This is a genomic window from Aquabacterium sp., assembly GCF_030652515.1.
GTDB lineage: Bacteria > Pseudomonadota > Gammaproteobacteria > Burkholderiales > Burkholderiaceae_C > Aquabacterium.
In genome coordinates this window covers 1-26,250 of record NZ_JAUSAR010000107.1, presented here as the reverse complement: position 1 = coordinate 26,250, position 26,250 = coordinate 1, and the positions used below count along the sequence as shown (strand labels likewise).

The 26,250-nt window shown below is 64.4% G+C and carries 25 protein-coding genes and 1 pseudogene; 14 read left to right on the top strand and 12 right to left on the bottom strand.

Going from position 1 to position 26,250, the window contains the following annotated elements; all coding sequences use genetic code 11:
- Positions 1-3: 3 nt before the first annotated feature.
- The 3 genes from atzF to Q7V20_RS12665 are packed head-to-tail and all read left to right on the top strand — an operon-like array spanning position 4 to position 2,952.
- On the top strand, positions 4-1,857 hold the full coding sequence (atzF, locus tag Q7V20_RS12675; protein WP_304791471.1) for an allophanate hydrolase: 1,854 nt from the start codon (positions 4-6) through the stop codon (positions 1,855-1,857).
- Positions 1,854-2,255, top strand: coding sequence for an oxalurate catabolism protein HpxZ (hpxZ, locus tag Q7V20_RS12670; RefSeq protein ID WP_304791467.1), 402 nt, complete (start codon positions 1,854-1,856; stop codon positions 2,253-2,255). The genes atzF and hpxZ overlap by 4 nt, the downstream gene beginning before the upstream one ends.
- Before the next feature lie 4 nt (positions 2,256-2,259).
- Positions 2,260-2,952: a GntR family transcriptional regulator gene (locus Q7V20_RS12665; RefSeq protein ID WP_304791464.1), complete on the top strand. Its 693-nt coding sequence runs from the start codon at positions 2,260-2,262 to the stop codon at positions 2,950-2,952.
- A 2-nt stretch (positions 2,953-2,954) separates the two neighbouring features.
- On the opposite strand, the gene Q7V20_RS12660 is transcribed toward Q7V20_RS12665, so the two are convergent.
- The 4 genes from Q7V20_RS12660 to Q7V20_RS12645 form a co-directional block, all read right to left on the bottom strand.
- A complete protein-coding gene (locus tag Q7V20_RS12660; RefSeq protein WP_304791461.1) occupies positions 2,955-4,430 on the bottom strand; it encodes an FAD-linked oxidase C-terminal domain-containing protein in 1,476 nt (491 codons plus the stop codon).
- Positions 4,431-4,448: 18 nt separating this feature from the next.
- On the bottom strand, positions 4,449-4,871 hold the full coding sequence (locus tag Q7V20_RS12655; protein ID WP_304791458.1) for a hypothetical protein: 423 nt from the start codon (positions 4,869-4,871) through the stop codon (positions 4,449-4,451).
- 127 nt (positions 4,872-4,998) lie between these two features.
- Positions 4,999-6,261: an FIST N-terminal domain-containing protein gene (locus tag Q7V20_RS12650; RefSeq protein WP_304791455.1), complete on the bottom strand. Its 1,263-nt coding sequence runs from the start codon at positions 6,259-6,261 to the stop codon at positions 4,999-5,001.
- 9 nt (positions 6,262-6,270) lie between these two features.
- Complete coding sequence (locus tag Q7V20_RS12645; RefSeq protein ID WP_304791453.1) at positions 6,271-7,020, bottom strand: PhaM family polyhydroxyalkanoate granule multifunctional regulatory protein; 750 nt, start codon at positions 7,018-7,020, stop codon at positions 6,271-6,273.
- A gap of 66 nt (positions 7,021-7,086) precedes the next feature.
- Between Q7V20_RS12645 and Q7V20_RS12640 the strand changes: the two genes are divergently transcribed.
- The gene (locus Q7V20_RS12640; protein WP_304791450.1) at positions 7,087-8,679 is read left to right on the top strand and encodes an alkaline phosphatase; all 1,593 of its coding nucleotides are present in this window, start codon (positions 7,087-7,089) and stop codon (positions 8,677-8,679) included.
- Between the two features lie 20 nt (positions 8,680-8,699).
- Positions 8,700-9,317 (top strand): TetR/AcrR family transcriptional regulator, encoded by a 618-nt coding sequence (locus tag Q7V20_RS12635; RefSeq protein ID WP_304791447.1) that lies wholly within the window; start codon positions 8,700-8,702, stop codon positions 9,315-9,317.
- 46 nt (positions 9,318-9,363) lie between these two features.
- On the opposite strand, the gene Q7V20_RS12630 is transcribed toward Q7V20_RS12635, so the two are convergent.
- Together Q7V20_RS12630 and Q7V20_RS12625 are read right to left on the bottom strand one after the other, a co-directional pair.
- Complete coding sequence (locus Q7V20_RS12630; RefSeq protein WP_304791444.1) at positions 9,364-10,053, bottom strand: Bax inhibitor-1 family protein; 690 nt, start codon at positions 10,051-10,053, stop codon at positions 9,364-9,366.
- A gap of 41 nt (positions 10,054-10,094) precedes the next feature.
- The gene (locus Q7V20_RS12625) at positions 10,095-10,805 is read right to left on the bottom strand and encodes a TerC family protein (RefSeq protein ID WP_370652463.1); all 711 of its coding nucleotides are present in this window, start codon (positions 10,803-10,805) and stop codon (positions 10,095-10,097) included.
- Between the two features lie 139 nt (positions 10,806-10,944).
- Between Q7V20_RS12625 and nhaR the strand changes: the two genes are divergently transcribed.
- Positions 10,945-11,850: a transcriptional activator NhaR gene (nhaR, locus tag Q7V20_RS12620; protein WP_304791441.1), complete on the top strand. Its 906-nt coding sequence runs from the start codon at positions 10,945-10,947 to the stop codon at positions 11,848-11,850.
- A 12-nt stretch (positions 11,851-11,862) separates the two neighbouring features.
- On the opposite strand, the gene Q7V20_RS12615 is transcribed toward nhaR, so the two are convergent.
- Positions 11,863-12,603, bottom strand: a complete 741-nt coding sequence (locus tag Q7V20_RS12615; RefSeq protein ID WP_304791438.1) for a GGDEF domain-containing protein — start codon at positions 12,601-12,603, stop codon at positions 11,863-11,865.
- A 103-nt stretch (positions 12,604-12,706) separates the two neighbouring features.
- Between Q7V20_RS12615 and Q7V20_RS12610 the strand changes: the two genes are divergently transcribed.
- The gene (locus Q7V20_RS12610; protein ID WP_304791435.1) at positions 12,707-13,444 is read left to right on the top strand and encodes a Crp/Fnr family transcriptional regulator; all 738 of its coding nucleotides are present in this window, start codon (positions 12,707-12,709) and stop codon (positions 13,442-13,444) included.
- A gap of 2 nt (positions 13,445-13,446) precedes the next feature.
- Here the strand turns inward: Q7V20_RS12610 and Q7V20_RS12605 are convergent, their stop codons facing one another.
- Complete coding sequence (locus Q7V20_RS12605) at positions 13,447-14,004, bottom strand: HNH endonuclease (RefSeq protein WP_304791432.1); 558 nt, start codon at positions 14,002-14,004, stop codon at positions 13,447-13,449.
- A 348-nt stretch (positions 14,005-14,352) separates the two neighbouring features.
- Here Q7V20_RS12605 and Q7V20_RS12600 point away from each other — a divergent pair, with 348 nt between their 5' ends.
- From Q7V20_RS12600 to Q7V20_RS12575, 6 genes are all read left to right on the top strand, one after another.
- Positions 14,353-15,021, top strand: coding sequence for a TetR/AcrR family transcriptional regulator (locus Q7V20_RS12600; protein WP_304791596.1), 669 nt, complete (start codon positions 14,353-14,355; stop codon positions 15,019-15,021).
- Between the two features lie 85 nt (positions 15,022-15,106).
- Complete coding sequence (locus tag Q7V20_RS12595) at positions 15,107-16,897, top strand: acyl-CoA dehydrogenase C-terminal domain-containing protein (protein WP_304791430.1); 1,791 nt, start codon at positions 15,107-15,109, stop codon at positions 16,895-16,897.
- A gap of 88 nt (positions 16,898-16,985) precedes the next feature.
- Complete coding sequence (locus tag Q7V20_RS12590; RefSeq protein WP_304791427.1) at positions 16,986-19,385, top strand: 3-hydroxyacyl-CoA dehydrogenase/enoyl-CoA hydratase family protein; 2,400 nt, start codon at positions 16,986-16,988, stop codon at positions 19,383-19,385.
- Between the two features lie 17 nt (positions 19,386-19,402).
- A complete protein-coding gene (locus Q7V20_RS12585) occupies positions 19,403-20,614 on the top strand; it encodes an acetyl-CoA C-acyltransferase (RefSeq protein ID WP_304791424.1) in 1,212 nt (403 codons plus the stop codon).
- Between the two features lie 76 nt (positions 20,615-20,690).
- The gene (locus Q7V20_RS12580; RefSeq protein ID WP_304791421.1) at positions 20,691-21,536 is read left to right on the top strand and encodes an alpha/beta fold hydrolase; all 846 of its coding nucleotides are present in this window, start codon (positions 20,691-20,693) and stop codon (positions 21,534-21,536) included.
- Between the two features lie 34 nt (positions 21,537-21,570).
- Positions 21,571-22,350, top strand: a complete 780-nt coding sequence (locus tag Q7V20_RS12575; RefSeq protein WP_304791419.1) for an enoyl-CoA hydratase — start codon at positions 21,571-21,573, stop codon at positions 22,348-22,350.
- A 20-nt stretch (positions 22,351-22,370) separates the two neighbouring features.
- Here Q7V20_RS12575 and Q7V20_RS12570 read toward each other — a convergent pair whose 3' ends face one another.
- The 4 genes from Q7V20_RS12570 to Q7V20_RS12555 form a co-directional block, all read right to left on the bottom strand.
- Positions 22,371-23,393, bottom strand: coding sequence for a M12 family metallopeptidase (locus Q7V20_RS12570; protein ID WP_304791416.1), 1,023 nt, complete (start codon positions 23,391-23,393; stop codon positions 22,371-22,373).
- A gap of 90 nt (positions 23,394-23,483) precedes the next feature.
- Complete coding sequence (locus Q7V20_RS12565; RefSeq protein ID WP_304791413.1) at positions 23,484-24,137, bottom strand: cytochrome b/b6 domain-containing protein; 654 nt, start codon at positions 24,135-24,137, stop codon at positions 23,484-23,486.
- A 10-nt stretch (positions 24,138-24,147) separates the two neighbouring features.
- Entirely contained in the window at positions 24,148-24,594 is a 447-nt protein-coding gene (locus tag Q7V20_RS12560; protein ID WP_304791410.1) for a cytochrome c, read from the bottom strand.
- A gap of 15 nt (positions 24,595-24,609) precedes the next feature.
- Complete coding sequence (locus Q7V20_RS12555) at positions 24,610-25,641, bottom strand: hypothetical protein (protein WP_304791408.1); 1,032 nt, start codon at positions 25,639-25,641, stop codon at positions 24,610-24,612.
- 250 nt (positions 25,642-25,891) lie between these two features.
- On the opposite strand from Q7V20_RS12555, the pseudogene Q7V20_RS12550 reads away from it, so the two are divergent.
- Positions 25,892-26,250, top strand: a pseudogene (locus Q7V20_RS12550) (hypothetical protein); the annotation flags it as partial.

Genomic DNA, 26,250 nt, shown 5'->3' with positions numbered 1-26,250 from the left:
ACCATGTCCATTCCCCACACCATCTCGGGCCTGTTGACCGCCTACCGCGAAGGCACCTTGACGCCTGCGCAGGTGTTCGCCAGCTTCCTCACCCTGCCACCCGCCACGCCGGAGGATCCCGCGTGGATTCACCGCGCGCCCGCCGCTTTCATCCAGGCGCAGCTGGACGCCCTGGCCGGCCAAAGCCCCGCGACCTTGCCCCTGTTCGGCATCCCCTTTGGCGTGAAGGACAACATTGACGTGGCGGGCCTGCCCACCACCGCGGCCTGCCCGGCCTTTGCCTACACGCCCGATCAGTCGGCCACCGTGGTCCAGCGCCTGATGAAGGCCGGGGCCATCGTGGTGGGCAAGACCAACCTCGACCAGTTCGCCACCGGCCTGGTGGGTGCCCGCTCGCCCTATGGGATCCCCGCGTCCACCTTCAGCGATGAACACGTCAGCGGTGGTTCCAGCTCCGGCTCGGCGGTGGTGGTGGCGCGTGGTGAGGTGGCCTTTGCCTTGGGCACCGACACGGCCGGTTCAGGCCGCGTGCCCGCAGGTTTCAACAACCTGGTCGGCGTCAAACCCACGCCGGGCCTGGTGCCCACGGGTGGTGTCGTGCCCGCTTGCAAGTCGCTGGATTGCGTCTCCATCTTCGCGCTCACCGCCTCCGATGCCGCGCGCGTGCTGTCCGTCATGGAGGGCCCGCAAGCGGGCGAACCGGTCTTCAACCAGGTGAGCTTGCAGGCCCCACGCCTGCCCGCCAAATTGCGCGTGGGCGTGCCCATCGCACCCGAGTTCTTTGGCGACGCCGAATACGCGGGAGCTTTTGACCGGGCTCAGGCGCAATGGGCTGGTTTGCGCGATGTCGATGGCCAGCCCTGGCCGGTCGAACTCGTGCCCGTGGACCTGAGCCCCTTCATGGCCGTGGCCCGCCTGCTGTACGAAGGCCCCTGGGTGGCCGAGCGCTACGCCGCCATCAGCGACTTCATCGAATCGAACGCCGATGACATCAACCCGGTCGTGCGCGGCATCATTGAGGGGGCCAAGAATCACAACGCGGTTTCGGCCTTCAAGGGCCAGTACCGCCTGCGTGAATTGGCCCAGGCCACCTTGCCCACCTGGCAACACATCGACGTGATGATGGTGCCCACGGCGCCCACCATGCCCACCCTGGCCAGCGTGCAGGCCGACCCCGTGGGCCGCAACAGCCAGCTGGGCACCTACACCAACTTCGTCAACCTGCTGGGCCTGGCGGCACTGGCCTTGCCCAGTGGCTTCACGGCCACCGGCCTGCCTTTCGGCATCACCCTGATCGCCCCGGGTGGCAGCGATGCGGCCTTGCTGGACGTGGGTGCCCTGTGGCAAAAAGCCTTGGCCCGCAGCACCACCACGCCTTTGGGCCACGGCCTGAACACGCCCACCGATGCCGAGCTGACCTGGCCTTGTGGCGTGCAGGCCTCGGCCGCACCCAGCTTGATGGTGTCGGTGGTGGGTGCGCACCTGAGCGGCATGCCCCTGCACAAGCAACTCACCGAGCGCCAGGCCCGATTGGTGTCCAGCACCCGCACCGCCCCGCGCTACCGCCTGTTTGCCCTGCCGGGCACCGTGCCGCCCAAGCCCGGCCTGGTCCGCGTCTCGGCCGATGCGCCACCCACCGAGGGCCACGCCATCGCGGTCGAGGTCTACGCCATGCCCCAAGCCAGCATCGGCTCCTTCCTGGCCCTGATCCCGCCACCCCTGGGCCTGGGCTCGGTCGAGCTGGAGGACGGCAGCTGGGTCAAGGGCTTCATCTGCGAACCTTGTGGCCTGGTCGGTGCCGACGACATCAGTTCATACGGCGGCTGGCGTGCCTACATGACGAGGAAATCCTCATGACCTTGTCGACCAGCCAGCTCAACCACCCCGAGGTGCTGCAGGAAGTCACCGCCGTCTTCCTGCGGTATGAAGATGCCCTGGTGGCCAACGATGTGGACGCGCTCAACGCCTACTTCTGGGCCAATCCCTGCACCACCCGCTATGGCATTGGCGACAAGCAGTTGGGCCACGAGGCCCTGGTGGCCTACCGCCAGACCGTGCCGCCGCCCAATTACACTCGCCAGCTTCACGAAGTCCGCATCACCGCCTTCGGGCCCGACATGGCCGTGGCCATGACCGAGTTCACCCGCAGCGATACCACCTTGCGTGGCTTCCAGACCCAGACCTGGGTGCGGTTCTCTGATGGTTGGAAAATCGTCTCGGCCCACGTCAGCATGATCCCCTTCACCCCTGGATGACACCGTGAGCCTGATCGCGCCGCCCTTCAACACCTCGTCGCCCGCGACACTGGCTGAACGGGCGTACGCGCAGATCAAGCAACTCATCTTCGACTTCGTGCTGCTGCCGGGTGATCGTTTTTCGGAAAGCGACATGGCGGGCCGTGTGCAGGTCAGCCGCACGCCCTTGCGCCAGGCTTTGCAGCGCTTGCAAAGTGAAGGCTTTTTGCAGGTGTTCCCCAAAAGCGGCTGGCAGGTCGAGCCGCTCAACTTCGAAGTTTTTGACCAGTTGTACGATTTCCGCGTGCTGATGGAAACCCACGCGGTGGTCAAGCTGTGCGAGGCCGAAGACCGGCCCATCCTCAAAACCTTGGCCGACACCTGGCTGGTCAAGGCCGATGAGCGCCACCCGGTGACCAGCATGGTCGACATGCTGGATGAGGCCTTTCACTCATCGCTGGTGCACGCCACCGGCAATGCCGAGATGGCGCGCGTGCACGACGACATCACCGAGCGCATCCGTATCATCCGCCGCCTGGACTTCACCAAGCCCGCCCGTGTGGAAGCCACCTACCAGGAGCACGCGCGCATCATCCGCGCCATCACGCAACGCCGCAGCGACGAAGCCCAGCGCCTGATGCGCGCGCACATCGAGCAGAGCAAGCTGGAGGTGCGGCACATCACGCTGGACATGCTCTACCAAGCTCGCCGCAGCTGAGGTCAAAGGCGGGGCAGGTCGCTCAAGGCGATGTTCAAGGCGCTGGACTTGACCACGCCGCGCAGCTCGCCACAGCGCGCCAGCATCGGGATCGCCTTGCCCGGGTTGAGCAGGCCCTTGGGATCAAACGCGGCCTTTAAGGCCAGCATCTGCCCCCGTTCGGCGTCGCTGAACTGCGTGCACATGGCATCCAGCTTTTCAACGCCGACGCCGTGTTCGCCCGTGATGGTGCCGCCCAGCCTCACCGCCGTGCACAGGATGTCGTTGCCAAACGCCTCAGCGCGTTTCAGCTGATCGGGGTTGTTGGCATCGAACAGGATCAAGGGGTGCAGGTTGCCATCGCCCGCGTGGAAGACGTTGACGCAGCGCAAGCCATGGGTGATGGCCATGGCGCCGATGGCGTGCAGCATCTCGGCCAGGCAACGGCGCGGGATCGACGCGTCCATGCACAGGTAGTCGGGGCTGATGCGGCCCGTGGCAGGGAAGGCGTTTTTGCGGCCGCTCCAGAAGCGCAGGCGTTGCGCTTCATCCTGGCTGCAGTCGATGCGGGTGGCGCCCGCGTACTGCAGCACGGCGGTCAGGCGCGCGATCTCTTCGTCCACTTCTTCCTGGGTGCCATCGCTTTCGACCAGCAGGATGGCCGCGGCGCTCAGATCGTAGCCCGCGCGCACGAAGTCTTCCACGGCCACCGTCATGGGGCCGTCCATCATCTCCAGTCCAGCGGGGATCAGGCCGGCGCCGATGATGGCGGCCACGGCGTCACCGGCCTTGCCGACCTCGTCGAAGCTGGCCAGCAGGCAACAGGCCACCTGGGGTTTGGGCAGCAGGCGCACGGTCACTTCGGTGGCCACGCCCAGCAGGCCTTCGCTGCCGATGAAGGCGGCCAACAGGTCCAGCCCGGCGCAATCCAGCGCCTCGCTGCCCAATTCCAATAACTCGCCTTCCACGGTGAAGCCGCGCACGCGCAGCACGTTGTGCACCGTCAGGCCGTATTTCAGGCAATGCACGCCGCCTGCGTTCTCGGCCACGTTGCCGCCAATGGTGCAGGCGATCTGGCTGCTGGGGTCGGGGGCGTAGTACAGGCCGTGGGGCGCGGCCGCTTCGCTGATCGCCAGGTTGCGCACGCCGCACTGGACGATGGCGGTGCGCGCCAGCGGGTCGATCTGAACGATGCTGGTCAGTCGGGCCAGCGACAGCGTCACGCCCAGGGCGTCAGGCAAAGCCCCACCCGACAGGCCGGTGCCCGCGCCGCGTGCCACCACGGGCACCTGCAAGGCATGGCAGGCTTTCAGCACGGCGCCCACTTCTTCGTGGGTTTCGGGCATGGCCACGGCCAGTGGGCGTTGGCGGTAGGCGCTCAGGCCATCACATTCAAAAGGGGCGACGGCTTCGTCGTGCCAGAGCACGCTGCGCGCGGGCAGCACGCGGTGCAGGGCGGCGACCACGTCGCGCTGGCGTTGGGTGCGTTGGGTGTCCATCGCCCCACTGTAAGGCACTCAGGCGATCAGCAGCTCCGCGATGCGGCCCAGCATGAGCTGGTCGCGGCTGTCGATGGCCAAGGTGGCGCCGTGGCCTTCAAAGCGGTAGTGCCGGCCGGTGACCGACGAGCGCACGCTCAGGTTGCCGCCACCCAGGTATTTGGCGCTCAGCTGCGTGGTGCGGCGTGGCGTGGGGGCGGGTGCATTGTGGGTGATGGATGAGTGTGCAGTCGTGGGGCGCGCTGCAGGTTCGGCCGCGTGGCTGCTGCTCAAGGCCGTGCGACGCACGGTGGTGGTGATCTTGTGCGTGCCCAGCGCCGGGCGGGCCCACGACACGGTGGCCAACGGCACGGCCGTGCGCTGTTCGGGCTGGGCGTCGTCCGACAGGGACTTGGTGTTGAAGGGGATGGGTTGGGTCTTGGTGTAAACGCGAGCAATCATGGCGACATCCTGTGGATTGACTGGCCCAGCGCGGCCGACAGGAAGAAGTGTGCTCGGGGGGCCTCTCGGTGCCTATCCCCTTGGGTGGGGAACCCAAAAGGGGGCCACCTGATGGGGGAGTCGGGGCTCAGGCCCAGACGGTCAGGACACCGGTGTAACCGTACAGGTGATGGCGGGCGATCTCGCCGCCCGCGAACATGCCCACCAGGGGGATGTCGCCCAGCGCGTGCCGGATGATCTGCATCTCGGCGTCGGGGCCGCCAAAATGCGGCCCACCCCGGCCCGCGCAGCTGATGTAGATGGCGCCAGCCGGCGTGCGGCTGGGGCCGTCTTGCGGGTCGAACTCTTCGCGGATCTCGGCGCAGGCGCGCACCAGGTCGCGCCGCGCGGCAGTCACGTTGCGCTGGCAAAACGCCAGTTGCATGCCCACTTCGACCAGGTCGCTCACGGCCACGCCTTGGCGCTGCGGGTCCAGGCCCACCAGGTGGCGCACGCGGGTGTCGGCGCCAAAGCTGTTGCGGTGTTCCAGCAGGTCGCTGGCCGCGTCGGTCAGGCCCACCAGCGTGGCCCGCACCTTGGGCAGGGCTTCGCGCGGCAGGCCATTGGCCGTCACCGAAGCGGTCAGGTTCAGGTCGCGCAGCAGGCAACTCAAGGCGGGTTCGCCGTCCAGTTCGTAGACCACATTGCGCTCGGCGGCGGTGATCTGGCGTGCTTGACCAATGGGTTGGCAGCCCTGGGTCACGCGCGACACCAGGTGCACACGGTCTGAAAACGCCACGCCCGAGACCCCGCCCGACCACACGCCCTGCGCTTGCTCGCCATGCTCGGCCAGAGGGTCCAGTGCCAGGTGAACGCTGCGCGTGCGCCCGGTGCTCAAGCCGCCGAACAGGTAGCCAGTTCGGGTTCGGCCTGCCAGCTCCGTGATCAGCTCTTGCAGGTCTGGCGTGTGAGCGTCGGCGTGCACCTGCGCCACGTGCGGCACGAAGCCCACGCCGGACGACATCGACAGCGCCGTCAAACCAACGCGGGGCAGGGCGGGCAAGGGTTGTTGGCCCGAGTACACCCGAAAGTCCTCGCTGGGCAAGGTGGACACCATCACCGCCAGGGCCGGTTCGTCGATGTATTCGACCCCGCTGGCCAACACCCCCATGCCCACGCCGCCCACCCAGGCCACACCGGGCAGCCGCTCACGCAGGCCGTGCAGGATGGCCTCGGCCTGCGGTGCCAGCGCGTCGGTCAGGTAACACCAACCCAGCGTGGCCCCCATGGTGGCGGCCCCTTGCGACTCCAACTGTGCCCACACCAGCGACAAGGCCAGGTCCGCCTGCGGATGCGTGGCGTGCGCGTGCAAAAAGCGCGGCGCCATGGTCAGGGTGGAGGTGTGAGGCATGGCGGGTGATCAGTCAGATGAGCCACTGTCTGTCGATCGCTGGCGAACGCTGGCGGCGGAGGTCTTGCGGGTGGGCCGTGCTGCGGTTTTGGCCGCCACTTTTCCGGTGCCCGTGGCCTTGCGGGCCTTGGGTGGTGAGGCAGGTTCTGGGGGGGCCGCTGACGGCGCACTGGCCGCGGCCTCCATGCCTTGCGCGCTGGCCTGGGCCACCTGCACGGCCTGGTTGGCCAGGTTGCTGAACTGCTGCGTCAGGGTGTCCCACCAGCGCAGCGGGTTCACGGCGGGCTGGTCGGCCGACTCGTCATCGGCGCTGGCCGTGGTGGGCGGTGCGGTCGGTCCGGGCTCGGGTTCTGCCGCAGGGGCTTCAGGGGCGGGCGAGGCGGTGCGCGCCTTCAGCGATTCGCGCACGGCGTCCATCGACACGTTCATGCCACGCAGCGTGGTCAAGGTCATGCGCTGCACTTCCAGGCCCTGGATCGTCATGCCGATCAGGCGCGAGTTCTGCTCCAGCCAGAACTGCACGGTTTTCAGGTCCTGGATGCGCTTGTCCAGCTCTTCCGGATCGAGCGTGGGCAGGCTCCAGGGTGTGGCGCTTTTGCCACCCACGCCTTGGGCTGCCTGCAGGTTGGGCAGCGCGCTGCCCGCGGCTTTCATCCAATCCTGGAAGAAGGCCATGCCGGCCCCCAGCCCGCCAAAAGCCGAGGCGGCATCGCCGCCGGATGCATTGCTGGGATCGGGACTGGTCGGGCGTGTGGGCATGGACAAAACTCCTGAGGCAATCGACGGCTCATTGTGCCCCCAAGCCACCGCATAATCACGAGCTTCATGCAACGTCGAGAACTCCTACGCCACCTCAGTCGAACCGCCGCAGCACTGGCCTGGCAGCAGATGTTCTCGCCGCTGGCGCGGGCGCAGGCCCCCACGCTGGACAACTGGCGCGAAAGTGCCGAGGTTTTCACCTTGGGCGTGGCCAGTGGCGAGCCCCGGCCCACCTCGGTGGTGCTGTGGACCCGCCTGGCCCCCAAGCCTGACCAAGCCGATGGCGGCATGCCCCCGCAGTCCGTGGCCGTGCACTGGGAAGTGGCCAGCGATTCCCGCTTTGACCACATCGTCCGCCAAGGCTCGGAGCTGGCCGAGCCAGCGCGCGCGCACAGCGTCCATGTCGAAGTGTCGGGTTTGCTGCCAGGGCGCGAATACTTTTACCGCTTCCAGGTGGCAGGCCAGGTCAGCACGATTGGCCGCACCCGCACCGCCCCTGATTCACGTGACGCCACCCCGCGTTTGCGCATCGCGCTGGCTTCGTGTCAGCACTTCGAGGCCGGGTACTTCAGCGTGCACCGCGACATCGCCGCCAGCGATGTGGACCTGGTGCTGTTCGTGGGCGACTACTTCTATGAGAACCAGTTGCCGGGCTACCTGCGCGTGCGCCAGCATTCGCACCAGTTTCCGCGCAGCAAGGCCAAGTTCACTGTGGGGCACTACCGCCTGCACCATGCCGCTTACCGCCAGGAGGCGGACCTGCGCGCCTGCCATGCCGCGCACCCATGGTTGATGGTGTGGGATGACCACGATGTGCTCAATGATTACGCGGGCCTGACCGAACCGGACGACGCCCTGAAGCAGGCCCAGTTCGTCAAGCTGCGAACGGCCGCTTACCAGGCCTACTTCGAGCACCTGCCGATCTCGCCCAAACGTGCACCCGTGGCCGCCAGCATGCGCATGCACGACCGCTACGAGTGGGGCCAGTTGGCCGAGTTGTGGACCCTGGACACGCGCCAGTTCCGCAGCGAACATGTGTGCAGCACCTGGCGTGGCCCGCGCAATGGGCGCATGCTGTGGCGCTGCCCCGATGCCCTCAAGCCCGAGCGCAGCATGCTGGGCCAGGACCAGGAGTTCTGGCTGGCCGAGGGCCTGGCCTCCAGCACGCGGGCCTGGAAGTTCATCGTCCAAAGCACGCAGATCAGTCCTTCCGGGTTGACCGGCCGCTTTGGCAAACTCTTGTATGGCGATGGCTGGGACGCCTTCCCCGCCGCGCGCGAGCGCCTGATGGCCGCCATCGCCCAGCCGCGCGTGCCCGATGTGGTCTGCCTGGGGGGCGATGTGCACCGCCACGTGGCGGCCAACCTGCGATTGCAACCTTCCGACCTGCAATCGCCCGTCGTGGCCAGCGAAATCGTCACCTCGTCCATCAGCAGCCCGGGCCTGAGCGAACTCATCTCGCAGTGGATGAAAGCGGTCAACCCGGACCTGCTGCACCTGCGCAGTGATGAACGTGGTTTCGTGCTGCTGGACGTGACGCCGCAGCAGGTGGCGTGCGAGTTTCGAGCCACGCCCCACCCGGTGCGCGCCGACTCGCGCCTGCACACGCAAGCCCGCTACGTCATCGACCGGGGCGTGCCCGGGCCGCGCAAAGTCTGAGCCTGCCTACAATCAGCGGCATGGCCAATCCCAAAGTCTCGTTCAAGCAGCAGGTGCTCAAGGCGCGCGAAGAGGCCATCGTGGCCTCGGTCAACCGCTTGCTGGCCGACAAGGGCTTCGATCTGATGACCATGGACGAGGTGGCCGCGGATGTGGGCATCGCCAAGGCCAGCCTGTACAAGCACTTCACCTCGAAAGAAGCGCTGGCCGCCGCCGCCATGAACCGCATCCTGCGTCGTTCGATGGATTACCTGACCGAGCTGGAACAACCGCCCGGCCCCACCGACCCGGTCGAGCGCCTGAAGGCCGTGGCGCGCTGGACCATGGAAGTGCAACTGGCGGGTGAGATGCCCTCTTTGCCCGCGCAAAACTCCAGCCTGCGCGCCGAGCTGATGGCCGATGCCGACTACATGAACCTGCTGATGGCCGTGAGCGAAAAGCTGGGTGAATGGATCGTGCAGGCCCAGGCCGACGGCCAGCTCAGCCAGAACCTGCCCCCCGAGGTGATCCTGTACACGCTGTTCGCCCGCGCCTGCGACCCGGTGCTGGGCGTGCTCAAGGCCGGTGGCCATGCGCATGAACAGATCATCGCGTGGTTGATCGAGAGCTGCTTTTCGGGCCTGGCCAGGCGCCCATGAAAAAAGCCGGGGCAGGCCCCGGCTTGTGCTTGATGGCGTGACTTGCTTATTCGTCGCGGCCACCAAAGATGCCCAACAGTGCCAGCAGCGACTGGAACACGTTGTAGATGCTCAGGTAGACACCCAGCGTGGCCGTGATGTAGTTGGTTTCATAGCCGTCTTGCACGCGCTTGAGGTCGTGCAGGATGAAGGCCGAGAAGATGCCGATCGAGATCACCGACAGCGTGATCATCAAGGCGCTGGACTGGATGAAGATGTTGGCGATGCCAGCCACCAGCAGCATGATCATGCCGATGAACAGGAACTTGCCCATCGAGGTCAGGTCACGCTTGATGATCGTGGACAAGGAGGCCATGCCCAGGAAGATTGCGCCGGTGCCGGCAAACGCCGTCATCACCAGGCTGGCGCCGTTGGCCAGGCCCAGCACGGTGCCGATCAGGCGCGCCAGCATCAGGCCCATGAAGAAGGTGAAGGCCAGCAGCACGGGCACACCGGCCGACGAGTTCTTTGTCTTCTCGATGGCGAACATGAAGCCGAAAGCACCGGCCAGGAACACGATCGCGCCCACGCCGGGCGTCATCATGCTGGCGATGCCCGAGGCCACGCCCAGCCAGGCACCCAGCACCGTCGGGATCATCGACAGCGCCAGCAGGGCATAGGTGTTGCGCAACACGCGGTTGCGTTGGGCGACCGAGGTGCCATAGACCTGGTCGATGGTTTGAAGCGATTGATTCATGGTGAACCTCCAGTCAAAAACAAAAGAAGTGGTGGGACAGATCAGGCGGCCGACTTGGCCAGCATGCGTTTGTTGCGGGCACGGATGTTCAGGGCTTCAACCCCCAGCGAGAAGGCCATGGCAGCATACAGGTAACCCTTGGGCACGTGCGCATCGAAAGCTTCGGCGGTCAGCGCCATGCCCACCATCACCAGGAAAGCCAGGGCCAGCACCTTGACCGAAGGATGGCGGTCAACGAAATCGCCGATGGGCTTGGCTGCGATCATCATCACGCCAACGGCGCAGACCACAGCCGCCACCATCACACCGATCTCGTCGACCATACCGACTGCCGTGATGACCGAGTCCAGCGAGAACACGATGTCGATCACAGCGATTTGTCCGATGATGCCCCACATCAATTTCTTGCCGGCCTTGGCCAGTGCGACGGTGTCGGTTGGTGGGGGACCATCTTGTTCACGGGCTTCCACCTCGACAAAAATCTCGTGCGAGGCCTTGTAGAGCAGGAACAAGCCACCGAACAGCAACACCAGGTCGCGCCCGCTGATGCTGTTGCCTGCCACATTGAACAGTTCGGCCGTCAGGCCCATGACCCAGCTCAGCGAGAACAGCAAGGCCAGGCGGGAGAACATCGCGAAGCCCAGGCCAAGGCGCCGTGCCTTGTCACGCTGCTCGGGCGGCAAACGCCCCACCAGGATGGAGATGAAGATGATGTTGTCCACGCCCAGGACGATTTCGAGGGCGGTGAGCATCGCAAAAGCGATCCAGATGTTGGGGTCGAGCAGGAAGTCCACGATTTGGTCAAAGTTGAGCGAGCCTTGAATCTAACGGAGCCAACACTTCGCGTAAAGTCGAATTTTCTGAAGCTTCACTTCGAGAAAGCCGCAGTCAATGAATTTCAAGCACCTTTATTACTTCTGGGCGACCGCCAAATCCGGCGGGGTCATGAAGGCGGGCGAGCAACTGCACACCACGCCGCAAACCCTGTCCGGGCAGATCAAGTTGCTGGAAGCCCAGCTAGGTTGCGCCTTGTTCCAGAAGGTGGGGCGGCGGCTTGAATTAACCAAGGAAGGCCGGGTGGCATTGGGCTATGCCGACCAGATCTTTGCCCTGGGTACCCAGCTGGAAGCGGCGGTGGGCAAGGTGCGCAGCGGGCAAACCGTGCTGGATTTTCGCGTGGGCATTTCCGATTCGGTGCCCAAGGCCATTGCCTACCGCTTGCTGGAACCCGCCCTGGGGCTGGCCGAACCTGTGCGGCTGATCTGCCATGAAGGCGATTTTCACAACCTGTTGGGCCAGATCGCGGTGCACCGGCTGGACCTGGTGATCGCCGATGAGCCCATGGGCAAGCAGGTCAGCGTCAAGGCCTTCAGCCATGCGCTGGGCACGACGGCCATGAGTTTCTTCGCCACGCCAGTGTTGAAATCAAAGCTGGAACTGGGTGGGCGCGCTTTTCCGCAGTGCCTGGATGGCGCGCCGATGCTGCTGCAAGGGGCGGCGTCCGCGATGCGACAACGGCTGGATGTCTGGCTGGCGGAGCACCAGTTGCACCCGCGTCCCATCGGCGAGTTTGACGACGCCGCGCTGATGAAGGCATTTGGCGGCGAAGGGCGTGGCGTGTTCATGGCGCCGACGGTGCTGGAAGATGAAACCTGCGCCCAGCATGGGGTGGAGGTGCTGGGGCGCACCTCTGAGCTGGTGGAGGAGTTCTACGCCATTTCGGTGGAGCGGCGGATCACGCACCCCTGCGTGGTGGCGATCACGCAGTCGGCCAGGGAGGCCCTGTTCGGGGTGTGATGGCCGGGCAGGTCAATCAAAGAAGGCAAATCCGGACTTGCTTTCCTTGGCCCGGTACATGGCGTCTTCCGCCCGCTCCAGCAGAACTTGGGTGGTGGCGCCATGGGCCGGGCTGATGGCAATGCCGATGCTGGGGCGCACGGTGATCTCCAGTGTGCCGATCCTGAACGGCACCGACACGGCGTCGAACAGCTTGCGCGCCAGGCGGCTCAGTTGGGCCGCGTCCATCGGGTCGGCGGGCAGGCAGGCGAAGTCGTCATCGCCCAGGCGGCTCACCATGTCACCGGCGCGCACGGCCCGGCTGATCCGCGCGCCCACCAGCTTGAGCAGCTCATCGCCGATGGCCTGGCCATGGGCCTGGTTGATCGCCCTGAAGCCATCCAGGTCCAGGTACAGCACGGCCAGTGCACTGCGTTCGGCCTGAATGTGGGCCAGGGCGTGGTCCAGCAGGGTGCGGAAGAAGCCGCGATTGGGCAGCGAGGTGAGGCTGTCGTGCAAGGCGGCGTGGCGCTCCAGGCTGGTGCTGCCGGGTGTTGGCGCAGGCCGGTGCCATTCGCGCAGGGCCGTGGCACGCAGTTGCTCAAAGGCATCCAGGCATTCCACCAGGCAATCCTGGATGGGCAGGCGGTCGGCCATGCTGTCGGCGGCCTGCCTCAGCCTGGTCTGAACGGCGCGAAACAGGAGGTCCCAATCGCCTGCCTCGACGCGGTCGCCGTGGGCATGCAATGCGGACTCGATCGAAATTGGGGTCATCTGGGCCCGCTCCGTGGGCGGTTCATTGAAACATTCGTGACAATGTAGGCACAGTGTCCATTGATCGTTGTGTCATTTGACATGTTCAACCGGATGAACTCACATGCCTGACGTGCCGTGCGCCACTTGCCCTCTGAGGCCCTTGCCGCTCTTCATTGAGCAGACCTCCGAGGAGCATGCGTTGGTCCAGTCCTTGAAAAAGCGCGAGGTCAGCCTGAAGGCCGATGAGACGCTGATCCACGAAGGGCAGACCGATGCGCCGCTTTACACCCTGCTGGATGGGTGGGCCTTTCGCTACAAGACCTTGAGCGACGGTCGCCGCCAGATCCTCACATTTTTACTGCCGGGTGATTTCATCGGGGTGCAGCAGAAGATGGGTGACGCGGCGGCCCATGGGGTCGACACCCTGACCGATGCCATCTTCTGTGTTTTTCAGCGCGACGCGCTGTGGGAGTTGCACAGGCGCTCGCCCTCGATGGGCTTCAACATCACCTGGCTGACCGCCCACGAAGAGTCTTTGGTCGATGACACTTTGCTGTCGGTGGGTCGCCGCAGCGCCGAGGAGCGCATCGCCATGTTGCTGATCCTGCTCTTCAAACGCGCCGCAGCGCTTCAATCCGATGGGGGGGCCGATGGCGTGCGCTTTCCGTTGACGCAGCAGCACATCGCCGACGGCCTGGGCCTGTCGCTGGTGCACACCAACAAGACCCTGCGCAAACTGGAGCGGCGCGGCCTGCACCGCATTGCCGATGGGCGGCTGTACATGCGCGATGTGAAGGCCCTGGCACGCCTGGCCGATTTGTATGGCGACGGGCGGCCACCGCAGCGGCCCTTGGTTTAGGGTCAGGCCCGCAATCGGCTGTGCGCTGGCACGCTGGCCAGCAAAAATTCCATCTGGTCGGCCAGGATGCGGCGCCCGCGCAGGATCATGTCTTCGTGCAGGCTGGGCACGTACGGCAGGTAATAGAGTTGCCAGCCCAGCTCGTTCAAGGTGCGGTTGCCCTTGCGGCCATTGCAGTTGCGGCAGGCGGTGATGCAGTTCTTCCAGGAGTCGATGCCGCCGCGCGAGGTGGGCACGATGTGCTCGCGGGTCAGGTCATCCAGTTGAAAGCGGTGGCCGCAATAAGCGCAGACCTGGCGGTCGCGGGTGAACAACTTGGGGTTGGACAAGGCCGGCTCCTGGCGCCAGGCCCGGCTGGGGACGCTGCCGTGCACCGCGATGATCGGGTGCAGCTCCAGCCGCGACTGCAAGCCGGTGCGCCGCTGCACGCCGCCGCGCAAGACCATGCAAGGCTCGCCCAGTGTCCACGCGACACCGTCACTGGCATATAAAACCGCCGCTTCCTTGGCCGACAGCCAAGCCTGCGGACGGCCTGACACGTCAAGTTGCAGCACGTCCATACAGCCTCTCCACAAAGTCTCCAAAGGGGGGATTGCCGCCTACAGGATAGATCACCTTGTATGACATTCTCAACACTCTGCGCAAAGATCACGACACTTTGGCGACAGAACCGTGTCTAAACGACCTTAAAACCAAGGGTGGACCCGGCCTGCATGTGATCTGAACGGATCGATTGTCTAAAAATCCGCAAAAAAAGTTGAATGGAACGCACACATACCGCTCGGTTTTCTGCAAAATAGCACGATCGTTCGTTTTATTCCCCGGGAGCCGCCTTGTCTGAATCCCTGCCCCTTGACGCCAAACAGACCGCCGAAGCGGCGCGTGAGCGTGGGCGGGTCAGCCAGGGCGTGGCCAAGGGCCAGCAAACCCGTGCCACCATCCTGGAAGCCGCGCTGAACCTGGCCTCGCAAATGGGCATCGAGGGCTTGTCGATTGGCGCCTTGGCCGAAGTCACCGGCATGAGCAAGTCGGGCGTGTTCGCCCACTTTGGCTCGCGCGAAGAACTTCAGATCTCCGTCATCCGTGAATACCACGAGCGCTTTTCCGCCGAGGTCTTCCTGCCCGCCATCCGCGAGCCACGCGGCCTGCCTCGCCTGCGCGCCATGTTCGAGCGCTGGGTGGCCATGGTCGCCACCGAGATCGATTCGGGTTGCATCTACATCAGTGGCGCGGTCGAATTCGACGACCGCCCCGGCCCGGTGCGCGATGCCCTGGCTGGCATGGTGCTGACCTGGCACGGTGCCCTGGGGCGCGCCATCCGCATGGCCATGGACATGGGCCATCTGCGCGAAGACACCGACCCGATGCAAATGTTGTTCGAGATCCATGGTCTGATCCTGTCGCTCCACCACGATGCGCGTTTTCTGCGCTCGCAAGGGGCAGAGGATCGGGCCCGCGCGGCGTTCGAGCGCGTTGTCCAGTTCTATGCACTGGGCGCGCCATCGACACCGTCTGGAATGGTGGCGTCTGACGCTGCCAAAGCCGGGTTGGCTTCGGCACCCCTGGCAGCCGTTTGACCCGTCCCACCCTGTAATCACCGACACCACAAGTGTGATCAGGTCTTTCTCATTAACCGTGTTTTTGTGACCGAGGAGCTCCACGATGCCTACTTACAACCCCCCACTGCGCGACATGCAGTTCGTGATTCATGAGCTGCTGGGCGCGGTTGATGAATTGAAGAAGATCCCCGCTTACGCCGATCTGGATGCCGACACGGTCAATGCCGTGCTGGAAGAAGGCGGCAAGTTCGCTTCCAAGGTGCTGGCCCCGCTGAACCTGGTGGGCGACGTGCAAGGCTGCGTGCTGGACAAGACCACGCACGAAGTCAAGACCGCCGACGGCTTCAAGGAAGCCTACAAGACCTACACCGAAAACGGCTGGTCCGGCCTGAGCGCCGATCCGGAGTGGGGCGGCCAAGGCATGCCTCAGCTGGTGAACCAGGCTGTCTACGAAATGATGAACTCGGCCAACCAGGCCTGGACCATGTACCCCGGCCTGAGCCATGGCGCGCACGCTGCCCTGGAAGCCCACGGCACGCCTGAGCAAAAGGCCCTGTACCTGCCCAAGCTGACCAGTGGCCAGTGGACCGGCACCATGTGCCTGACCGAACCTCATTGCGGGACCGACCTGGGCCTGCTGCGCACCAAGGCCGAACCCCAAGCCGACGGCAGCTACAAGATCACGGGCGCCAAGATCTTCATCTCGGCTGGTGAACACGACATGGCCGAGAACATCGTCCACCTGGTGCTGGCCCGCTTGCCCGACGCCCCTGAAGGCTCGAAGGGCATCTCGCTGTTCGTGGTGCCCAAGTTCAACGTGAACGCTGATGGCTCGATCGGTTCGCGCAACGGCATCTACTGCGGTGGCCTGGAACACAAGATGGGCATCCATGGCAACGCCACGGCCCAGATCGTTCTGGAAAACGCCAACGGCACCTTGGTGGGCAAGCCCCACCGCGGTCTGCCTGCCATGTTCGTGATGATGAACGGCGCCCGCCTGGGCGTGGGCAACCAGTCCCTGGGCCTGACGCAAGTCGCCTATGAAAACGCCGTGGTGTACGCCAAGGACCGCGTGCAAATGCGTGCCCTGTCGGGCCCCAAGCGCCCTGACCTGGCCGCCGACCCCATCATCGTGCACCCCGATGTGCGCAAGATGCTGCTGACCGCCCGTGCGTACGCCGAAGGCGCCCGTGCCCTGGTGTACTACACCGCCATCGAGCTGGACAAGTCGCACAACCACCCCGATGAAGCCGTCCGCAAGGAATCGGACGACATCGTGGCCCTGCTGACCCCGATCGTGAAGTCTTTCATCACCGACAACGCCTTCGCCGCGACGGTGCACTGCCAGCAGGTGTATGGCGGCCACGGCTTTATCCACGAGTGGGGCATGGAGCAGTTCGTGCGCGACGCCCGCATCAACATGATCTACGAAGGCACCAACACCATCCAGTCGCTGGACTTGTTGGGCCGCAAGGTGCTGGGCGACGGTGGCGCCAAGCTGACCAAGTTCGGCAAGATCGTGGGCCGTTTCGTCAAGGAAAACGCCGACAACGAAGCCATGCAAGAGTTCACCAAGCCCCTGGCGGCTCTGGGCGAAAAGGTGCAGGGCTTCACGATGGAAATCGGCATGAAGGCCATGCAGAACCCCGACGAAGTCGGCGCCGCTGCGGTCGACTACCTGCGCGTGGTCGGTCACCTGGTGTACTCGTACTTCTTCGCCCGCATGGCCAAGATCGCGTTGGAAAAGCAAAGCTCTGGCGACAAGTTCTACATCGCCAAGCTGGCCACGGCCCGCTTCTACTTCGCCAAGCTGCTGCCTGAAGTCGAAACCCTGATGATCACCGCCAAGGCCGGTCTGAAGCCCCTGACGGAAATGGACGAAGCCCTGTTCTAATCAACGGGCTTTGCGGGGAGGCGGGGTTTTCACGCCGCTTCCTCATCACCATCTCCACATCCACAGAGTGTTCCGCTAGGAGAGAACAATGAGTCGATTCAATGTCCGCAAGGTCGCCGTGCTCGGCGCCGGCGTGATGGGTGCGCAGATCGCCGCCCATCTGGTCAATTGCAAGGTGCCGGTCGTGCTGTTCGACCTGCCCGCCAAGGAAGGCCCCAAGAACGGGATCGTCACCAAGGCCGTCGAAGGCCTGAAGAAGCTGAAGCCCTCGCCCCTGGGCGTGACCGACGATGCCGTCCTGATCCAGCAAGCCAACTACGAAGAGCACCTCGAAGAGCTGCGCGGTTGCGACCTGATCATCGAAGCCATCGCCGAGCGCCTGGACTGGAAGGAAGATCTGTACAAGAAGATCGCACCTTTCGTCAATGACCACGCGATCCTGGCCACCAACACGTCGGGCCTGTCGATCACGGCCATGGCCAATGTGTTGCCCGAACAGCTGCGTTCGCGCTTCCTGGGCATCCACTTCTTCAACCCCCCGCGCTACATGTACCTGGTCGAGCTGATCCCGACCTCGTACACCAATGCCGTGGTGGTCGACCAGCTCGAAGCTTTTGTCACCACCGCCGTGGGCAAGGGCGTCGTGCGCTGCGAAGACAGCCCCAACTTCATCGCCAACCGCGTGGGCGTGGCCGGCCTGTTGTTCACCATGATCGAAGTGAAGAACTTCGGCCTGGGCTACGACATCGTCGACGACCTGACCGGCAAGCGCATGGGCCGTGCCTCTTCGGGCACCTACCGCACCTGCGACGTGGTTGGCATCGACACGATGGCCCACGTGATCAAGACCCTGCAAGTGGGTTGCGCGGCTGATCCTTTCGCGGCCGCCTTCGCCACGCCTGCCGATGTGCAAGCGCTGCTGGACAAGGGCAACTTTGGCCAGAAGACCAAGGCCGGCTTCTTCAAGAAGGACGGCAAGGTCATCACGCAATTCGACGTGAAGACCGGCGAGTACGTGCCCGCTGGCAACAAGGCCGACAAGGAAGTCACCGACATCCTGCGCAAGCCCGCCGCCGAGCGCCTGAAGGCCCTGCGCGAGTCGAGTAACCCGCAAGCCCAGTTCCTGTGGGCCATGCTGCGCAACGGCTTCCACTACGCTGCCGTGTCCGGTGAAAGCATCGCCGACACCTGCCGCGACGTGGACCTGGCCCTGCGCTGGGGCTATGGCATGAAGCAAGGCCCCTTCGAGATCTGGCAAGAAGCCGGCTGGAAGCAAGTGGCCGAATGGATCAATGCCGACATCGAAGCCGGCAAGGCCATCACCAAGACGCCGCTGCCCGCCTGGGTGTTCGACGGCCGTGACGGCGTGCACACGCCCGAAGGTTCGTGGAGCCCCGCCAAGAAGACCTACGTGGCCCAGCGCAAGCTGCCCGTGTACGACCGCCAGTTCTTCCGCGAAGACGTGCTGGGTTCGGGCGTGGTCTCGGCCGACACCGCTGGCAAGACGCTGCATGAAGACGCCGCGATCCGCCTGTGGACGCTGGACGACGAAGTGGTCATCGCCTCGATCAAGTCCAAGATGCACACCATCTCGGCCGAAGTCACCGCTGGCCTGGCCAAGGGTTTGAAGCTGGCTGAAGACAGCTACAAGGGCCTGGTGATCTGGTCGCAAGACGGCCCGTTCTCGGCCGGTGCTGACCTGCAATCCATGATGCCTGCCTTCATGTCCGGCGGCGGCAAGGCCATTGCCCCGTTCGAGAAGGAGCTGCAAGACTTCATGCTGAGCCTGCGCTACAGCAACGTGCCTTCCGTGGCGGCCATGCATGGCCTGGCCCTGGGCGGTGGTTGCGAGCTGGCCGTGCACGCCTCCAAGCGCGTCGCTGCCATGGAAAGCTATGTGGGTCTGGTTGAAGTCGGCGTGGGTCTGATCCCTGGCGGCGGTGGCCTGGCTTACCTGGCCCGCCGCGCGGCCGAACTGCTGGAGCCGTCCAAGGGCGTGTCCGGCCAGATCGGTGGCGACCTGATCGGTTTCATCAAGGAAGCCTTCCAGGCTGCCGCGATGGCCAAGGTGGCCACCTCGGCGGTCGAAGCCAAGAAGTTCGGTTACCTGATCGACGGCGACGTGATCGTCCCCAACAAGGACGAACTGCTGTACGTGGCGATCGCCCAGGTCAAGGCCATGTTCGAGTCGGGCTACCGTGCCCCGGCCAAGCGCACCTTCCCGGTCGCTGGCCGCAACGTCAAGGCCACGCTGCAATCCTCGCTGATCAACATGCGTGACGGTGGCTTCATCAGCGCCCACGACTACCTGATCAGCTCGGCCATCGCCGATGTCCTGACCGGCGGCGACGTCGATTACGGCACCCTGGTGACCGAGGAATACCTGCACGCCCTGGAGCGCAAGCACTTCTGCTCGCTGCTGGACAACCCCAAGACGCAAGAGCGCATCATGGGCATGCTGTCCACCGGCAAGCCCGTCCGCAACTGATCGATCGGAGCATCCAAATGACTCAACTTCGTGACGCCTACATCGTCGCCGCCACCCGCACCCCGATCGGCAAGTCTGGTCGTGGCGTGTTCAAGAACACCCGTCCGGACGACCTGCTGGTGGCCGTGATCAAGAGCGCGCTGTCGCAAGTGCCCACGCTCGACCCTGCTGCCATCGAAGACGCCATCATTGGCTGCGCGATGCCCGAGGCCGAGCAAGGCATGAACGTGGCCAAGATCGCCGTGCTGCTGTCGGGCTTGCCCAAGACCGTGGCCGGTGCCACCGTCAACCGTTTCTGCGCCGCTGGCATCACCGCCGTGTCCATGGCCGCCGACCGCATCCGCGTGGGTGAGGCCGAGGTCATGATCGCTGGTGGTGTCGAGTCGATGTCGATGGTGCCGATGGGCGGCAACAAGCCGTCCTTCAACCCCGAGATCGTCAACAACGACGAGAACGTGGGCATCGCCTACGGCATGGGCATGACCGCTGAAAAGGTCGCCGAGCAGTGGAAGGTGACCCGCGAGGAGCAAGACGCTTTCGCGGTCGAATCCCACCGCCGCGCCGTGGCCGCTCAACAAGCTGGCTTCTTCAAGGCCGAGACCACGCCTATCGAAATCGAAGTGCGCACACCCAACCTGGAAACAGGCGAAGTGACGATCACCAAGAAGACGATCACGCAAGACGAAGGTGCTCGCCCTGACACCAGCCTGGAAGGCCTGGCCAAGCTGCGCCCCGTGTTCGCCGCCAAAGGCAGCGTCACGGCTGGCAACAGCTCGCAAACGTCTGACGGCGCTGGCTGCCTGATCCTGGCTTCGAAGGAAGCCTGTGAGAAGTACGGCTTGAAGCCTTTGGCCCGTTTCGTGAGCTTCGCCGTCAAGGGTGTGCCGCCTGAGATCATGGGCATTGGCCCGATCGAAGCCATCCCCCTGGCACTGAAGTACGCCGGTTTGAAGGCTTCTGATCTGGACTGGATCGAGCTGAACGAAGCCTTTGCTGCGCAATCGCTGGCCGTGCTGAAGGACCTGGACGCCAAGGGCCACGTGCTCGACCGCGCCAAGGTCAACCCCATGGGCGGCGCGATCGCCCTGGGCCACCCGCTGGGCGCCACCGGTGCCATCCGCGCAGCCACGGTGGTTCATGGCCTGCAACGCACCGGCGGCAAGTACGGCATGGTGACGATGTGCATCGGCACCGGCCAAGGTGCTGCGGGCATCATCGAACGCCTGTGATCCGTTCCTGGTTCACCGTCGGTTGACGCCTGTTGAAAAAGCCCGCCACCGTGCGGGCTTTTTCTTGGAGATCGCTTTGGAAGAAACACTTCGCCTGACCACCCTCGATGGCCGCACCGTGGTGGCGCGGGCCTATCAGCCGGACGGCGAAGTGCGGCGCGCCGTGCTGCTGTCATCGGCCATGGGCGTGCCCCAAGTTTTCTACCGCCCGTTTGCCACCTGGCTGGCCCAGCAAGGCATCGCGGTCCTGACCTTTGATTGCAGGGGCATGGGCGAGTCCGCGCCCGCGTCCTTGCGAGGCTATGTGGCCAGCATCACTGATTGGGTCAAGCAGGATCACCCGGCCGCCTTGGCCGAGCTGTTGCGGCGCTGGCCTGGCGTGCCGCGCACCTACCTGGGCCACAGTCTGGGCGGCCAGATCTTTGGCTGGCTGGATGGCCGCGAGCATTTTGACCGCATGGTGACGGTGGCCAGTGGCAGTGGCTACTGGCGCTACAACGCGCCGCAGTTGCGCTTTTCGGTGCACGTGTTGTGGTGGTTCATCGCGCCTGTGGCCGTGACCTTGTTCGGGCACTTCCCGGGTGAGCGCCTGGGCGTGCTGGGCACCATCCCCAAACAAGCCATGTGGCAATGGCGCCGCTGGTGCCTGAACCCCGACTACATCGGGGCCGAGGGCAACGAGTTGCGTGCCCGCTATGCGCAGGTGCGCACGCCCATCACCGCGACCTTGATCGAAGACGACGAGCTGATCAGCCCCGAGGGCATCCGCCGTCTGTACCGCCTTTACCCCAATGCGCCAACGCGCTTTGAAGCCCTGCGTCCCCAATCGCATGGCCTCCAGCGCGTGGGGCATTTCGGTTTGTTCAAACCTCAATCGGCGACTGCGCTGTGGCCCTTGGCCCTGACGTGGATCGCCGACTGACCCCTTGCCCCTCTCTCACACTAGGAGACACCCCATGACCGAAGCCCAAGCCATCCTGGTCCACGTCGAAGCCGGCGTGCTGACGCTGACCTTCAACCGCCTGGACAAGAAGAACGCCATCACCACGGCGATGTACACCTCATTGGCCGATGCCTTGACCGAGGCCGCCACCGACAGCGCTGTGCGCGCCGTGGTGATCCAGGGCCACGAGCAGATCTTCACGGCGGGCAACGACCTGGCCGATTTCAAGAAAAACCCACCCTCCGCCGACCAGATGGAGTCGATGCCGGTGTTCCGTTTCCTGGAAGCCCTGCGCACCTTTCCCAAGCCCTTGGTGGCGGCCGTCAGCGGCCCGGCCGTGGGCATTGGCACGACCTTGCTGCTGCACTGCGACCTGGTCTACGCGGGTGACAACGCGGCCTTCAGCCTGCCCTTCGTGAACCTGGGCCTGTGCCCCGAAGCCGGTGCCAGCCTGCTGCTGCCCGCACAGGTGGGCTACCTGCGCGCGGCTGAAAAGCTGATGCTCGGCGAGGCCTTCTATGCCGAAGAGGCCGTGGACATGGGCCTGGTCAACCGCATCCTGCCGCCGCATGAGGTGGCTGGCTACGCCCAGGCCCAAGCCTTGAAACTGGCGGCCAAACCGGCTGAATCACTGCGCATCACCAAGGCGCTGATGAAGCAGGCGCACCCCAGCTTGTCGGCCGTGATGAAGCAGGAGTTCAGCCACTTTGGCGAGCTGCTGCGCGGACCGGCCGCCAAGGAAGCCATCAGCGCGGTGATGGAAAAGCGTCGGCCCGATTTCTCGAAGCTGTGAGTTGATGGGCGGCAGCGTGGTCAGCGCTTGACCACGCCGATGGTGTACTTGCCCGTGCCCGCTGTGCGGTCGTAGTGCCGCACCTGCACGAAGTAGTCGCCCGCCAGCAAGGGCGTGGAGATGCGGGGGTTCAGGCCGTAGCCGCTGTCGTCGTCCTCGTCGATCAGGGCGGTGGCGCTGTGGGGGCCGAAGAGCTTGAGGTAGACGTCGGTCTGGCCGCGGGTGTCGATCACGTAGACGCCTTCGGTGTCGGCCCGGAAGCGGAACAGGTCTTCTTCGCCAGCCTGGCCGATGTTGGCCTGCAGGCGAGGCGCGCCCACGGTCAAGGCCGTGGCACCTGGCAGCCCCGGGTTGGACTTGGGGTACATCTTGGCCCCGGCCACGAACTCCTTGTCCATGGATGACAGCACGTCGTTGGCGTGCGTGGCCACACCGTTGGTCGTCCACTCGGCCGGGAAGGCGTAGAGCATGATCGATTCGGCATCAAAAGCCGTGCCGTTGATCTGATCGGCCGAGTACTTGAAGAACACGTTGTGGCGCGTGGTCTCGGCGTCCCAGAAGTTGGGCGGGCCGGCCAGGGCCTTCAGCACGGCCGCTTCGTTCCACTGGATGCCACCGGCCGGGCTGGAGTGCTCGTGTGCCAGGCCGATGGCGTGGCCGAACTCGTGCGCGACGGTGCCGCCGTCCAGGAAGCCCAGGTTCATGGTGGCCTGGTTGAAGGGCACGCTGCGCGCATCGGTGCCCACGGTGGACCAGGCGCCGTCGTTGTCGTCGAAGGTGATGCGGATGTCGGCCTGTGGTGCGTTGTTGAAATCAAACTTCAGGTTGCACACGTCGGACCACCACGCGGCCTGCTCGCGCGCCTTGGCCTGTTGCGAGGCGGTGCCGCCCATGAAGCGCACCTGCAGTGTCGAGCCGTTCATCCAGCTCTTGCCCTTGGGGTTGATGGCACGCATGCGCCCGCCAGGGCCAGCCATCATCGTGCGGGGGCGCAGCAGGTCACGGGGAAGGATGCGGTCGAAGCAGCATTTGGGTGCGGGCATGGTGGGCTCCTGAGTGAGGCTGAAAGTGGGCGAAACGATCGGCCTCAGCATAGGAGCCTGGGTAGGGACTGCCATCCCTAGTTTGTCAGCTCACCAGTGAGCCACTCCGTAGACGCCCATGGCGCACACGCTCATGAGCACCAGGGCGGCGGTGCGCACCGGGGCGCTGTCATTGGCGGGCAGGGCGTCGCCTTCCACCACCTGGTCGCCCGTGATCATGGGCGTGACCAGGTCGCGCTTCTTGAGCACGCGGTGAAGGACGATGGCCAGCAGATGCAGCCCGATCAAGCCATAGATGAGCTTGCTGGTGACCTGGGCGTGCAGCCAGCTCACCTGGTCCGACAGGTCCTTGTCGATGAGGTGGGCCAGCGGGCCTTCGCTGGCGATGTCATCGTTGGTGAACAGGCCTGAACCGGCCTGCAGCAGGATCACCGCGAGCATGGCCAGCACCGACAGGCCGCCCAGCGGGTTGTGGCCCGAGTGCTGCCCTCCCGCACGACCACGCAGGTAGGCCACGATGGTGGCGGGCGAGCGCAGGAAGCTGGCAAAGCGCGCATACCGGGGGCCGATCAGGCCCCACGCCACGCGGAACAGCACCAGTGCCAAGGCCGCGTAGCCAAATCGGAAATGCCAGTCCATGGCCGTGCCGCCCAGGTACTGGGTGATGAACGCGCCCGCGATGATCACCACCAGTGCCCAATGGAAGACTCGCGTGGGCAGGTCCCACACCCTGATCGTTTTCATGATGGGCTCCTCAGCGGTTGCGGTAGCTGTCGTGGCAGGACTTGCAGGTCTGGGCCAGGGCATTGAAGGCCGTCTTGAACGCGTTCGCATCGCCGGACCGGGCGGCGCCAGACAGCTTGGCCGCCGCGCTTTGCCATTGGTCGCTATGGGTCTTGAACTGGGCGACCTCTTGCCAGACCTCGGGCTTGGCCTTGGAGGGCGCCATGTCCGACCCCGGCGGGAACGCCGTGGCCAGTTGCCGGGACAGCATTTCGATGAGGGCGGCGTTGGTTTCGGCGGCGGGCTTGTCAAAAGGGACTTCGCCCTTGGCCATGGCCCCCGCGCGTTGCACATGCGTGCTCAGCACCTGGAAGGCCGCCTTGCGGTACTTCACCGCGTCGTTCAGGCGCACGAATTGGGCTTGTGCCGACCAGGGCAGGGCCAGCAACACGGCCATCAGCAAAGAAGCGCAGCGCATCTTCAGAGCCCTCGGTTACTTGATGGGGCGGGGCGCTTGCGTGCGCTCCCATTCGATGGCGGCATCGACGAACTTCTCGAAGGCGCCGCCTTTTTCCAGCAGTGTTTTTTCCATGGCCGGGTCGAGCGTTTTCTCGATGCCTTGCTCGTCCAGCGGCATCTTGCGTTCGCGCACCGATTTCAATACCCGGTGGATCTCGCCCGAGGCGTGGGCGGGCGATTGCAGCAGCACCAGGCGCTTCATCTTTTCCGGGTTGTTGGGCACGTGGCAGTTCAGGCACTGCGAATCGCGCAGTGAGGTGGCGAACTCGCGGTAAGACTTGTCCAATTGCGCCTTGTAGGGGTTGTCTTCGCGGTACAGGCCATCGAACAGGGTGACGGCGGGTTGCGTTTTGCCTTGTGCATCGGTCCAGAGCCATTTCCCATCGAAAGCCGGCAAGGTGGCTTTGTTCACCACGTGGCCCTCGGCCTGATGGCCTCGGTTTGAAAATTGGGCGAAACGAATCAAACCGGTTCGTGGATCCATCCACAGGTAAAGGGAGCGGGCATTTTCATACATTTCCCACTTATTGGCGTCGTGCCAGAATGGATATGGAAATTGACCGGGTTGCAGCCGGTTTCTGAAACCCACCCCCAGGGTGGCCAGGAATAATTTCTCACGCGCGACGTAGGTGATATTGTATTTGCCGTCAAACATGAACAAAGGTATATAAAGGCCGGTCAATATACTGGGGTCAAATTCGGTCAGGTGAGTTTCTTTCAAGGGTGATTCGGCGTCTTTCTGGCGCCCCCACAAAACCACCGGTTTGACCATGGCCTGTTTGAGCAGCGAATCGGTGAACAGGGCCTGGCGGCACTGGTCAAACGCGCTTTGGCTGGCGGGATCGGCCAGTGGGCAAAGTTGTTTCAGCTGGTTCGTGAGTTTTTCAACGGTTTTTTCAATGTGCAATGGTGTGGGTATGTCGGCCGCCTGGGCGATTGGGCCGTAACTCGCGAATATCATCGTCAAAGCGGTGATTTTGCACAGGTTATTCAATACTGCTTTCACAACAACTCCTTGGTTGAAAACAGTCTAGCTGCGTCCAAAAAGGTGCGCGAGTTTATTACTCATGTAACTGAAGGTTGGTTTGTGCAACACCGGTGAGCTGTGTGATTTCATGCCTGCGGTACCTGCCACGCCCGGTTTGAATAATGCAAACTCGAATCCAGGGCCATGTGTGCCAGTTATTTGAGCGCCGAAGGGTATTATGAAAAAGCAGGAACTCAAAGTTGCGGTGTTCACTTCACAGCAGCGAGACATGCGGGTGATCGGTATCGTGCTCACCCACCTCAAGAGCGCCAAATACGAGTTCAGTGTGGCCGAGCGGACGCCCTCGGCCACGGTAGACATCGCCCTGGTGGACGACAGCGATCCCGAGATGCGCAAGCGCTTGGCGACGGTGCTGGCGAGCAACCCGGCTTTGCCGGTGGTGCACCTGGTGGCCGAAACCGGACAGGCCGGCGCCCAGTGCGAACTCTTGTCCAGCCAGTTGATGATGCAGTTGCTGCCCACCTTGGAGCGCCTGCTCCACAGCCTGGCCAACCAGCCACCCGCCGCGCCGGTGGCCGCAGCCAGCACCAGCACCGTCACGACCCTGCCGCCCACGCGCAACAGACT

Coding starts and splice junctions, on each gene's coding strand:
- Q7V20_RS12605 (WP_304791432.1), bottom strand. CDS start 14,004: ATGGACGTGCTGCAACTTGACGTGTCAGGCCGTCCGCAGGCTTGGCTG.
- Q7V20_RS12585 (WP_304791424.1), top strand. CDS start 19,403: ATGACTCAACTTCGTGACGCCTACATCGTCGCCGCCACCCGCACCCCG.
- Q7V20_RS12575 (WP_304791419.1), top strand. CDS start 21,571: ATGACCGAAGCCCAAGCCATCCTGGTCCACGTCGAAGCCGGCGTGCTG.
- hpxZ (WP_304791467.1), top strand. CDS start 1,854: ATGACCTTGTCGACCAGCCAGCTCAACCACCCCGAGGTGCTGCAGGAA.
- Q7V20_RS12655 (WP_304791458.1), bottom strand. CDS start 4,871: ATGATTGCTCGCGTTTACACCAAGACCCAACCCATCCCCTTCAACACC.
- Q7V20_RS12615 (WP_304791438.1), bottom strand. CDS start 12,603: ATGACCCCAATTTCGATCGAGTCCGCATTGCATGCCCACGGCGACCGC.
- atzF (WP_304791471.1), top strand. CDS start 4: ATGTCCATTCCCCACACCATCTCGGGCCTGTTGACCGCCTACCGCGAA.
- Q7V20_RS12630 (WP_304791444.1), bottom strand. CDS start 10,053: ATGAATCAATCGCTTCAAACCATCGACCAGGTCTATGGCACCTCGGTC.
- Q7V20_RS12660 (WP_304791461.1), bottom strand. CDS start 4,430: ATGGACACCCAACGCACCCAACGCCAGCGCGACGTGGTCGCCGCCCTG.
- Q7V20_RS12640 (WP_304791450.1), top strand. CDS start 7,087: ATGCAACGTCGAGAACTCCTACGCCACCTCAGTCGAACCGCCGCAGCA.
- Q7V20_RS12625 (WP_370652463.1), bottom strand. CDS start 10,805: ATGCTCACCGCCCTCGAAATCGTCCTGGGCGTGGACAACATCATCTTC.
- Q7V20_RS12610 (WP_304791435.1), top strand. CDS start 12,707: ATGCCTGACGTGCCGTGCGCCACTTGCCCTCTGAGGCCCTTGCCGCTC.
- Q7V20_RS12650 (WP_304791455.1), bottom strand. CDS start 6,261: ATGCCTCACACCTCCACCCTGACCATGGCGCCGCGCTTTTTGCACGCG.
- Q7V20_RS12635 (WP_304791447.1), top strand. CDS start 8,700: ATGGCCAATCCCAAAGTCTCGTTCAAGCAGCAGGTGCTCAAGGCGCGC.
- Q7V20_RS12565 (WP_304791413.1), bottom strand. CDS start 24,137: ATGAAAACGATCAGGGTGTGGGACCTGCCCACGCGAGTCTTCCATTGG.
- Q7V20_RS12570 (WP_304791416.1), bottom strand. CDS start 23,393: ATGCCCGCACCCAAATGCTGCTTCGACCGCATCCTTCCCCGTGACCTG.
- Q7V20_RS12645 (WP_304791453.1), bottom strand. CDS start 7,020: ATGCCCACACGCCCGACCAGTCCCGATCCCAGCAATGCATCCGGCGGC.
- Q7V20_RS12595 (WP_304791430.1), top strand. CDS start 15,107: ATGCCTACTTACAACCCCCCACTGCGCGACATGCAGTTCGTGATTCAT.
- Q7V20_RS12590 (WP_304791427.1), top strand. CDS start 16,986: ATGAGTCGATTCAATGTCCGCAAGGTCGCCGTGCTCGGCGCCGGCGTG.
- Q7V20_RS12560 (WP_304791410.1), bottom strand. CDS start 24,594: ATGCGCTGCGCTTCTTTGCTGATGGCCGTGTTGCTGGCCCTGCCCTGG.
- nhaR (WP_304791441.1), top strand. CDS start 10,945: ATGAATTTCAAGCACCTTTATTACTTCTGGGCGACCGCCAAATCCGGC.